Source organism: Actinomyces sp. ICM47 (assembly GCF_000278725.1).
In the GTDB taxonomy this organism is placed as follows: Bacteria; Actinomycetota; Actinomycetes; order Actinomycetales; family Actinomycetaceae; genus Pauljensenia.
Map to the genome: position 1 here is coordinate 1 of NZ_ALCA01000095.1, position 10,460 is coordinate 10,460.

Below are 10,460 nucleotides of genomic sequence, written 5' to 3' on the forward strand. Positions count from 1 at the left end.
GGGCGCGTCTGGGTGTGCGGGCGATCCGCTGGGCGATCCGACAGTTGCGCTTCGAGGGAGCCACTATCTTGGGGCTGGCCCGACAGTTAGGAACCACGTGGAATACCGTGTGGTCCCATATCAAGCCGTGCCTGCAAGCCGCATCTGATGACCCCGCCCGCTTCACAGGGATTCGGGTGCTGGGGGTTGACGAGCACGTGTGGCACCACCAGGACCGACGCCACCGGGGCCCACGTGAACTCACCGGCATCGTGGACCTGACTTGCGGGGAGGAGCATCCCACGGCCCGCTTGTTGGACCTGGTTCCGGGTAGGTCTGGCACCGTGTACAAGAACTGGCTAGAAGAGCGCGGCGAAGACTTTCGCTCCGGTATCCAGATCGCGACGCTGGATCCCTTCCAAGGATACAAGAACGCCATCGACGACCAGCTCCAAGACGCAACCAGCGTCCTCGATGCCTTCCATATCGTCAAGCTCGCCGGCGATGCCCTTGATGAGGTACGCCGCCGCGTCCAGCAAGACACGACCGGTCACCGCGGGCGCAAGGGCGATCCCCTCTATCAGATCCGCAATCTTTTGCGCGCCTCGCGTGATCGGCTCACGAAGCGTCAACAAGAACGACTACGTGAGGCCTTCACGGCAGATGAGGCGCATATCAGTGTGGAAGTCGCCTACCACTGCGCCCAGCAAGTCCGCGACGTCTTCCATCAAGCCACACCCGCCCAAGGCCGACGCCTGGCCGCACACCTCATTGAGCGCCTACCAACGTGTCCCATCCCCGAAATCGCTCGTCTGGGGCGGACCCTACGCAAGTGGAAGGACGCATTCTTGGCCTACTTCGACACCGGTGGAGCCAGCAACGGCCCCACAGAAGCCATCAACGGAATCATCGAACTAGGCAGACGCACCGCCAGAGGCTACCGCAACCCCACCAACTACAAACTCCGAATGCTCCTCATCGCAGGAGGCCTAGATGCCTCCACCCACACTCAACTCTGAAGAGCCGTCAATAGCGGCTCCACGCGCACTAGCGAGGCCTACCCTGCATGGCGGGGCAGGCCTCGCGGCGTAAACAAGGGGGTCGTGTTGCTCATGAGCCTGTTTCTACCATCTGAAGTGAGAGCGAATCTCACCGGGAGGTTCGCGCAGACTCGATGGGATGCTTCGGCCATGACTAGCATCGCCGCGTGGACAACCTGGCTGATCCCCTACATGTGCCGCATGATCATGGGCATCCCCATGATCAACCTGTCCGCCAACGCGGCTTTCGGCGTAGCCCTCATCGGGGCCGACGTGATCGGTCTGGCCCTCTACCTGCGCGGGGATGCACACCGGGTGTAACCACCCGCGGCCGAGGCCTCTCACGAGACCAGTCAATCACCTGGCATATGTCGACAATATCCACCCGACGCTCGCTTCCCCTAAATCCGACCTTCAAGGAGATGTTCGACCACGATCAGGAATCAAGATCTTCGCGCGGGAGAGACTGTTATATTCGGTTCCAGTTAACAATGATCGATAAGGGAGTCGCCACATGTCCAAAATCCTGCGGATCGCTTTGGCCATCGCGTTTATCATCGTGTTCTATACCGGCGAACTCGTGGGTATCATGTTCGACTATCAAGGCATCAACGTGGTTCCAACGCCAACGTGGATCCTTCTACTATTTGCCACCTGTGCCGCGAATGTAGCCAGCGCGTTCTGGATTTCGCGCGCGGACCCCCCGCGCAATCTAGCGTTCTGGGGCCTCTTCCTCAAGGTATGTTTCCTTCCGATATTCCTGGCAGACTTCTACATTTTTGTGTTAATGAGAAGCTGGTTTCCCCCCAGCCCTGAGGTATCACCGCTAGGATTTTTCCTCATCGCCCCCTATGTCGTCCTGTCATGCCCCCTCATGATCGTCAGCTCGTGCTACGGGTTCGCAGCAATCGATCGCGCGCGCGACGAACAGCTGATCTCCCCTGAAAGGGCAAGAAAGTACAAATGGGGGCTTGCCCTCCCCATCGCAGACCTCGTCGCAGCTATCTGGCTGTACGCACGCTTGCGCCGCCTGGACGGCACTGCTCCAACCTGCACCCCGGACGACGACCCGCTCTCACCCGCGCACACTACACCCCAACCCGTTGCCGACATAGACGACATCCTCGCTACAAGACCCGCACAGACCCGCAGAGCAATTCCACACCCCTGGCCTACAGTCCTGCCCCTCGCAGCCTCACTCTGTTTCATCATTGCCTCCTACGCTGGCGGGCCTGTCACCATGATCTTTCCCCCTCCATATCCGACACTTCGAATCGACGTCTGGTTCCTCGTCATGTTTGTGTGCGCCCTGGCGACTATCGTTAGTGCCGACGCTTTCAAAGGCGCACACAACCCCAAGACGCTGGCGCTCTGGTGCCTCGTCTTCAAGCTTGCCCTCCTCCCTTTTTTCCTTACTATGACCCTCATAGTGCTCGTCCTGGGATCGTATTTTTTCGCCCCGAGAGGCCTCATCTTTGTGACATTCATCATGCTCCCCCTGCTACTCCTGGGGACCTACTGCATCATGCGCGTCACCTCATCCCACGGATCTGCCGCGATCAGCCGCGCACGCAACCAGCGGCTCGTCTGCCGAGAAACGGCGAACAAGCTACAGAGAGGCCTTGCCACTCCCATCGCCGATCTAATCTCCTCAATCCGCCTCTACGCACTACTGCGCCGACTGGACGATGCCAGCGAAACCACCACGAGCGAGACCCTGTAAGCATCTCTCCAAGCTAAACACACACCCAGATACCAGCCCCGGCCTCGTTCCCGCGGGCGGTGATAGGGTGACAACATGCAAAGTGTCAAAAGAAATAAGCTACGCATATCTACCGTCATACGCGCGGTAACTTTCCTCTTCTTCGTCGTCGCAGCTTACGGACCTTGGGTGCTGGCTTTTGTCCTCGACAAGAGTTTGGACGCTATCGACTGGAAGACGTGGACACTTCTGGCCGTGATCGCCGGAGCAGCCAACGCCGTATCCGCACTGTGGCGTCGAGACGACGACAGCCCGCGCACGATGGCGCTGTGGGGATTAATCCTCAAGCTCTGCTTGCTTCCCCTCTATGCTCCCACTCTTATTTTCCTTACAATCCTCACCATGGCTCTCGCAGCACCGGGCTACCTTATCTTGTTCCTTGCCTATGTGGGCCAGCCAATAGCGAACCTCATGATCCTGATCCCGCTCAGCTCATCCTATGGTCTTGTTGCGGCGTATCTCGGTTGCAAACAGAGACTTATTTCCGAGTCGTCGGCACACTACTACATCGCGCTCCACCTACTGCCCGCCATCGACCTGCTATCGTCCATCTACCTGTACGTGAAACTATGGAAAGAGCAGCGCGCTCGCGCAGCGAGTACCGAGCAGGCCTCTCAGGATTACAACGCCTCTTCACATAAGCACACAGCGCCTCCCGGCCTCTTTAAACGATTTCGGGACGAGGCCGAGGCTGAGCCACGCGCGTAGCCATACCGATCAGGCGCCACTCCTGCACTAGCCCGCGGCGCTCACCCCTCCATATTCGCCGCGGTCACCCCGTCCGCCAGGGTTCCGTAGGCGGTGACACAGTGCCCGACAAACATGTCGTCAGATTCCATCGCGATACCCCTCAGCGCGATTCGGCGCGCGGAATTCTCTTCCAAGTTGAGCGTGAGGACCTTCACTGAGCAGAACCCGCCGGCGTGCACATCCAGGCATTGTTAAACACCTTAGCGACCTGCCAGCTACGCTTCGAGGAAGGCGCCATCTCAGGCCTAGCCTCCTCCTCACACTCAACTATGATGAATCCTTCATCCGGTTACTAGGAATGGCAAATCACGCAGACACCAAGTTACCAAGCCGCACTGCGGCACTCACCACATCATCGAAGGAAATGTCGGATGCGTAAGGTGCCGATCTCACATAAGACTCCCATACTGCCAGCATATCATCGGAAAGCCGCACCTTCTCTAGTCGACTTCTATAATCGGCAACAAAAGCAGACGTTCCCCTTTTGCGCGCTGTTGCTTCGAGGGCACGCTTGACCTGGCCATATTCAATCTGATCAGCACGAGTATTCAAGAATACGTAAATGTCATAGAAGTCCCTCCCACGTGTATTGGCAACACCTCTGCTGACGACCGTTTCAAACTTCTCAGCGAGAATCGTCGCCACAGGATAAGACATAAGCCTTATAGCGCGATCTTCGAACAGCATCGGATACGGATACTCAACCTCCGCAGGAACGATGGAATCACCTGTTGTGATATCAACTTTAATTGGCGCATTCATTCTTCCATACCTGACCATAATATGAGCACGCCAATTTGGATATTCGTCATCTGTTCTGATTGACTCGAACCGCTCGAAGATGTATTCCATTCCGTCACCGACATCAACAGAGCAGATCTGCTCCATCGTTTGCTCAATAGAGTCGCGATCAAGAGGCATACCAACAACAGTTGTATCCATATCCATCGTCGTACGCAGAGAGACACCAATCATCGAAGAAATCAGCAGGCCACCTTTGAGAATGAACTTATCAACATACGACGTTTTCTCGAGACGAAGCAGCAAATGTTCAAATAGAAACATCTGCAGGACTTCTTGAGGGCGCAGCCCCTCTCTCTTCGCAATTGCTCGAATCTTTCCACGCAGACTCGCATCGTTACGAATCGCCATGATTACAACACCTCCAGATACACCTGCAACTCACGACGTACTCCAAGAGCTGAGCACATATCAGTCAACCCTTGCAGGTCCTTCTCACCCCTCCGAAAGTACCCTCCGATAGCATCTTGCATAAGCTGAGCATCGACAGTTCCAGCCTTCCTTTCCCGAATCAGGTCGGCGATTGCGCGCTCAGCACCATAACTCCTCACTGCGTTACCGGAAGGCGTTACAAGGCACGTTACGCCAAGTTCGTACAGGTCAGGCCGCACCCAATGAACCTGAATACCCGGAAATTCCTGAGCCATCTTCACAGAGTTATATCCCCGCGGCACTGTCACGGACTGTGCGACAGGCAGACGATCCGACAATCCATTGAGATACAGGGCGCTAGCATGGGAGAAAATGCTCTTTTTCCACCGGGCACTAATCACAAGAAAGTCATCGTCAAAGACATCTGGAGTGCAGTAAACTCCTCGCGTGAGCCGCTCAATACGACCGCCCTCACTAGCATGCGCAATGAGTCCAGCCGAGAAGCCTGCAGATTTCAGCTGAGAAGAAGAGGCAACACCACCCACGAGCGCAACGAAGTCGACGAGCTCATCCACCCTCACGGAGACCACCCCTTTACAGACGTTTACACATCACATTATCACGATTGATGTATACACGTCTGCTTTGACTCGAGTCAACTCTCCTCACCAGAGAACAGCCTCGGCCCGGTCCAACGAAACGAGAACAAAGCCGAGACTTACAAACACGGGAACTGATGCGTCGGCGCCGACCAGAGAAGGTTCGGCGCATACACGCCCACGAATCATCACCTCACCTCCAGCAGCCAGTACTCACCCCTCCATATTCGCCGCGGTCACCCCGTCCGCCAGAGTTCCGTACGCGGTGACGCAGTGCCCGAAGAACATGTCGTCGTCATCGAAGTAGGCGGAAAATGAACCGTCGGCGTCCATCGCGATACTGCGCAGCTCGATCCGGCGCGCGAAGCTCTCTTCCGTAATCTCCGGTACATCCTCGTCGGCAGAGTCGCGCCATTCGCATGCAAGTTCGGTCAGCTCACGCGCAGCGAACGCCCGCATGTCACGGTCCCACCGCTCCTGGTCCGCCAGCATCGTCTTCATCAATTGCACGGCTTGTTCCCAGGTTTTCTCGCAGCCCGAATCGACCTCCAGAGATACAGAGATCCGCTCTCCTCGCCACGAGACATCCCCCTCGAACAGGTCCAAGTCCTTGTTCAGAGTGAGTTCTCCCAGCACCTCATCGCTCAGAACAACCGGCCTGAGGTACTCCGCCAGGACCTCCTCCAGCTCCGGGCATGCAGCATCCTCCTCGAGGATTTCCACGATGAGGAACTGGTTGCGCCAGGAGGCGGTCATACCTTCGGGCACTTCTTCAGACTTCTTCTTGCGGGCCTTCACACGATAAATGACCTGCTCAGGAAAGCGACCTAGCACGTTACCCGCAGCATATTGCTCGTCACTCAAAGGGTAGACCAAGCGGCCTTGATTCACGTGCAGGGCACCAGTCGCACAGTCAACATACGCCAAGAAGTAGTGTGAGACGTCCCAGAATCCGTCCCTCTTGCCAGCACCTGCACCACCAGCGAGCAGAACAAGAATTTCCCGAGCATCCTCCTCGAAGGTACATTCCCATTCCTCCTGCGTGATGGTGTCCTGCGAGCGCATGTATGCGAGCAGATCCACGTGTCGTCCTCCTTGATCAACAACTGCTGGTCCTCTACGAGGAACCCTACTCGACGCGAGGCGTCATGATCACCTCAGAAACAAACGAGCTCCGGCCTCCTCCCATGAATCAGGGACACAGCTAACGCGAACCTCGTCCCAGGAAAACGCGAAAGCCTTCACTTCGCAAGCCCTTCAAACACGTCCGCGTAGGCATCCATGAAGTCAACAGCGACATCGACGGCGCTCTCAGACTGCTGCGCAGGCTGAATAACCACCCAAGGCCTGTTGTTCTTGAGGATCGTGACAGGCTTCCCCGTCCTGTTCACCTCTGCTGTCACTCGCGAAAAGTTATTCTTCGCCTCAGCGAGTCCCATAGTTAGTGTCGACATGCTGCTCCTATCATCCTTAGCCATAATTATGGCCAGAATCTAGCCTCAGATCAAGGGGACGACTATCTACCACTACGCCATACCACCCCAGACTGGCCCCATTTCAACACCAATCAGGGACTATAATGCAGGTAGCGAAAGGAGCGACAATGCCGACGATGACCCGCACCGCCGAGGTGAAGACCCGCACGACCGCACAGATCAAGGCCGACGCCGCAGCCGTCTACGCACGCTGGGGAATTAGCCTGTCGGATGCGATCAACATCTTCCTCGCCAAGTCGATTGAGGTTGGCGGACTCCCCTTCGACATGCGCCCCGAGACTCCCGCGTTTGATGGACTCGAGCGCTACGCCTATCGCCCCAGCATGGATGCGAATGGAGTCGCGCGGCTCCCTGGAGACTGGGATGACGGCGAATAGAACAGCAACACAGGGCACACTGCCCTGAAGGCTCACACAATAAACTCTGCGATCGCCCTCTTACCGATCACTCTCGTCGACGCCACATCCATTCCCCCACCAATGACAGCCCCAACGAGAGGCACACATTTTCCAAGGTTCACGACACCCTTTTCGCCGAACTTAGTGATAAATCGAAAACCGATACGCTGATTGATCTTTGTCAAAACAGCACCCGGAATCTTCTTAATCACCGACCGCGTCACCTGCTCACCAACTTTGACGCCAGCTTCCTTCAGCAGATCAGCGATGGACGTGCCCGTCAAGCAAACAAACACAAGAGTCTTGACCTGATCCGACCTGACATCGTAGCCACCCATCGCAGCGATCGCTGCAATCATGCGCATCTGCACGTAGAAAACACTGCTCAGGTTCGCAGGGATCGTCACAGGAAGGGTGATAAGGCCCCCGAAACCCGTGATAAAACCAGAGGTTCCGCATTTGACGACCTGCGCACGCACGAGTGCAGCCGCAGCCTCCTCAACAGTCTCATACTTCGATAGGTAGTCTTCGACCAGGTCATCGACCGAGCCACTCACCATGGGAATCCCATTCAAAGCGGACGAATACAGCTTGTCGAGCGCTTCTTGCCCTTTCTTCGCAAGGACTGACTCTTCCTGTGCATCAACCGGAGACTGCTTTTCCACGGCCAAGCCTTTCCATAGTTATCTGACAGTGCGTAACAGAACGCCCCGCCACCCCGTAAGCGCTGAACTGCACCAACGCCGGGGTTACTCAGTTACCAAATACCTTACCATCACGCTCCCCCACCCCCTCGGTTTGAGAGCCTCAACAGACACCGGCCTCGTCCCATAAAGCAGGGACGAGGCCGGGGCATCAGTCTGCGCGCTCAGCTCTAGATGAGCGTCACTCCCACTCGATGGTGGCCGGGGGCTTGGAGGTCACGTCGAGGACGACGCGGTTGACCTCGGGCACCGAGTTGGTGATGCGCGTGGAGATGCGGGCCAGGACGTCGTAGGGCAGGCGCGTCCAGTCGGCCGTCATCGCATCCTCGGAGGACACAGGACGCAGCACGATCGGGTGACCGTAGGTGCGACCGTCACCCTGAACACCCACGGAACGAACGTCGGCGAGCAGGACGACCGGGCACTGCCAGATCTCCTGATCCAGGCCGGCAGCCGTAAGCTCCTCGCGGGCAATCAGGTCGGCGGCGCGCAGGATATCCAGGCGCTCGCGCGTGACCTCACCGATGATGCGAATGCCGAGGCCGGGGCCCGGGAAGGGCTGACGGTTCACCAGGTAGTCGGGCAGGCCCAGCTCGCGACCGACCGCGCGCACCTCATCCTTGAAGAGAGTGCGCAGGGGCTCGACCAGCTCGAAGGTCATGTCCTCGGGCAGGCCGCCCACGTTGTGGTGGCTCTTGATGTTGGCCGCGCCCTCGCCGCCACCGGACTCGACGACATCGGGGTACAGGGTGCCCTGGACGAGGAACTTCACCTCGCCGCCAGCGGCACCAACCTCTTCAATGACCTGCTTCTGAGCGGCCTCGAAGGAGCGGATGAACTCGCGGCCGATGATTTTACGCTTCGCCTCGGGCTCGGTGACGCCGGCCAGGGCGGACAGGAAGCGCTCGGACTCGTCACACGTGATGACGCGGATGCCCATGCCGCGCGCGTAGTCATTCTCCACCTGCTCGCGCTCGCCCGCGCGCAGCAGGCCGTGATCGATGAAGAAGCAGGTCAGCTGGTCGCCGACGGCCTTGTGCACAAGCGCCGCGGCCACGGAGGAGTCCACGCCACCGGACAGGGCGCAGATGACCTGCGCGTCGCCAACCTGCTCGCGGATCTTCTCAACCTGCTCGTCCACGATGGACCCGGCGGTCCACGTGGGTGTGATCCCCGCACCCTCGTAGAGGAAGTTCTTCAGCGCGTCCTGACCGAACTGGGAGTGGCCCACCTCGGGGTGCCACTGCAGGCCGTACAGACGACGCTCGCGCGACTCGAAGGCCGCGACAGGGGTCTCGGTCGTAGACGCGGTGACGGTGAAGCCCTCGGGCGCGCCCTGGACGGCGTCGCCGTGGCTCATCCACACGATCTGATCATCGGGGGTGCCACCGAACAAGCAGGACTCACCGGAGACCGAAGCCTCGGTGTGCCCGTACTCGCGGGTGCCCGTGCGACCCACGGTGCCGCCGAGCGCGTGGGCCATGGTCTGGAAACCGTAGCAGATCCCCAGGACCGGCACCCCGGCCTCGAAAATCGCGGGATCGACAGACGGTGCGCCCTCCTCGTACACGGAGGACGGGCCGCCGGACAGGATGATGGCGGCGGGTTCCTTGGCGAGCATGTCCGCCACGCTCATGGTGTGAGGGACAATCTCGGAGTAGACGTTGGCCTCGCGCACGCGGCGCGCGATCAACTGGGCATACTGCGCGCCGAAGTCGACGACGAGGACGGGATGCATGTCAGTAGCGTTCACCTTTCTAATGCTACCCGCGCATACCCTGCACCGTCGCGCACCATAGCGCATGTCACCGCCTATCGTCAGCGCAAATAGGAGCGGCCCCGCCCCGGGTGGGGACGAGGCCGACTCGCGCGACGCTCAAAGGCGCCGTATCAGCGGAAAATAGAACGCAGGACGGGGAAGAGACCGGTGGCGACGGCAGCCTTGACAAGGTCGCCGATGATGAAGGGAACAAAGCCCTTGGCCAGCCCCTGCGCAAACGTCATGTGGGTGAAGGGGATCATCCAGGCCAGGCCCAGGATGTACACAGAGAAGAGGGACACAAGCGCAGCCGGTGCCATCGTGAGCACGCGGCGGTCCGCACCGCGCTGGGCGGCCAGACCCGCGATTGCGACGGCGAGGAAGTAGCCGAGGATGTAGCCGAAGGAAGCGAAGGCCCATCCGACATTCGTACCGGTGAAGACCGGAGCGCCCGCGATACCGAGGAGGGCGTACGCACCGACGGAGACGAGGCCTCGGCGCGCCCCCAGGGTCGTACCCACAGACAGGGCACCGAGCGTACCGAGCGAGACGGGCACAGGCGTGAAGGGCAGCGGGACCGAGATGCGGGCCAGGACGATCATGGCGAGCGTGCCAGCGGCGATCAGAGCGATCTCGCGGACGAGCGTGCCGCCAAGACGGTCGGCGAGAACGCGGTTCTCGCGCACAGCGACGGGGGAAGCGGTCAGGGTGGTCATACGACACCTTTCAACAGGGCCAACGGCCTTTCATTCAATAATTGAACGATATGCTGTGTGGCACTCCCTGTCAAGCACACCCGA

General features: G+C 58.9%; 12 protein-coding genes. 5 read left to right on the forward strand and 7 right to left on the reverse strand.

Annotation, left to right across the window (positions count from 1 at the left end; genetic code table 11):
- The 4 genes from HMPREF1136_RS06315 to HMPREF1136_RS10315 all read left to right on the forward strand — a co-directional run.
- Positions 1–998 (forward strand): ISL3 family transposase (locus HMPREF1136_RS06315; protein WP_034505192.1); only part of this gene is annotated, 998 nt, incomplete at its 5' end.
- A 171-nt stretch (positions 999–1,169) separates the two neighbouring features.
- Positions 1,170–1,340, forward strand: coding sequence for a hypothetical protein (locus tag HMPREF1136_RS10905; RefSeq protein ID WP_009648505.1), 171 nt, complete (start codon positions 1,170–1,172; stop codon positions 1,338–1,340).
- Between the two features lie 193 nt (positions 1,341–1,533).
- Positions 1,534–2,742: a hypothetical protein gene (locus HMPREF1136_RS06320; RefSeq protein WP_009648518.1), complete on the forward strand. Its 1,209-nt coding sequence runs from the start codon at positions 1,534–1,536 to the stop codon at positions 2,740–2,742.
- 75 nt (positions 2,743–2,817) lie between these two features.
- Positions 2,818–3,489, forward strand: a complete 672-nt coding sequence (locus HMPREF1136_RS10315; RefSeq protein ID WP_051023528.1) for a hypothetical protein — start codon at positions 2,818–2,820, stop codon at positions 3,487–3,489.
- 348 nt (positions 3,490–3,837) lie between these two features.
- On the opposite strand, the gene HMPREF1136_RS06335 is transcribed toward HMPREF1136_RS10315, so the two are convergent.
- The 4 genes from HMPREF1136_RS06335 to HMPREF1136_RS06350 all read right to left on the reverse strand — a co-directional run bounded on the left by HMPREF1136_RS06335 (position 3,838) and on the right by HMPREF1136_RS06350 (position 6,757).
- Positions 3,838–4,683 (reverse strand): nucleotidyl transferase AbiEii/AbiGii toxin family protein, encoded by an 846-nt coding sequence (locus tag HMPREF1136_RS06335; RefSeq protein ID WP_009648508.1) that lies wholly within the window; start codon positions 4,681–4,683, stop codon positions 3,838–3,840.
- A 2-nt stretch (positions 4,684–4,685) separates the two neighbouring features.
- The gene (locus HMPREF1136_RS06340) at positions 4,686–5,279 is read right to left on the reverse strand and encodes a type IV toxin-antitoxin system AbiEi family antitoxin domain-containing protein (protein WP_198002823.1); all 594 of its coding nucleotides are present in this window, start codon (positions 5,277–5,279) and stop codon (positions 4,686–4,688) included.
- 237 nt (positions 5,280–5,516) lie between these two features.
- Complete coding sequence (locus HMPREF1136_RS06345; protein WP_009648513.1) at positions 5,517–6,386, reverse strand: DUF2262 domain-containing protein; 870 nt, start codon at positions 6,384–6,386, stop codon at positions 5,517–5,519.
- 158 nt (positions 6,387–6,544) lie between these two features.
- Entirely contained in the window at positions 6,545–6,757 is a 213-nt protein-coding gene (locus HMPREF1136_RS06350; RefSeq protein WP_034505197.1) for a type II toxin-antitoxin system Phd/YefM family antitoxin, read from the reverse strand.
- Positions 6,758–6,906: 149 nt separating this feature from the next.
- Between HMPREF1136_RS06350 and HMPREF1136_RS06355 the strand changes: the two genes are divergently transcribed.
- A complete protein-coding gene (locus HMPREF1136_RS06355; RefSeq protein WP_009648506.1) occupies positions 6,907–7,176 on the forward strand; it encodes a type II toxin-antitoxin system RelB/DinJ family antitoxin in 270 nt (89 codons plus the stop codon).
- A 32-nt stretch (positions 7,177–7,208) separates the two neighbouring features.
- Here the strand turns inward: HMPREF1136_RS06355 and HMPREF1136_RS06360 are convergent, their stop codons facing one another.
- The 3 genes from HMPREF1136_RS06360 to HMPREF1136_RS06370 all read right to left on the reverse strand — a co-directional run bounded on the left by HMPREF1136_RS06360 (position 7,209) and on the right by HMPREF1136_RS06370 (position 10,376).
- Positions 7,209–7,862, reverse strand: a complete 654-nt coding sequence (locus tag HMPREF1136_RS06360) for an EcsC family protein (RefSeq protein ID WP_009648509.1) — start codon at positions 7,860–7,862, stop codon at positions 7,209–7,211.
- 220 nt (positions 7,863–8,082) lie between these two features.
- A complete protein-coding gene (gene guaA / locus HMPREF1136_RS06365) occupies positions 8,083–9,639 on the reverse strand; it encodes a glutamine-hydrolyzing GMP synthase (protein WP_009648512.1) in 1,557 nt (518 codons plus the stop codon).
- Between the two features lie 152 nt (positions 9,640–9,791).
- Positions 9,792–10,376: a biotin transporter BioY gene (locus HMPREF1136_RS06370; RefSeq protein WP_009648516.1), complete on the reverse strand. Its 585-nt coding sequence runs from the start codon at positions 10,374–10,376 to the stop codon at positions 9,792–9,794.
- Between the last annotated feature and the right edge of the window lie 84 nt (positions 10,377–10,460).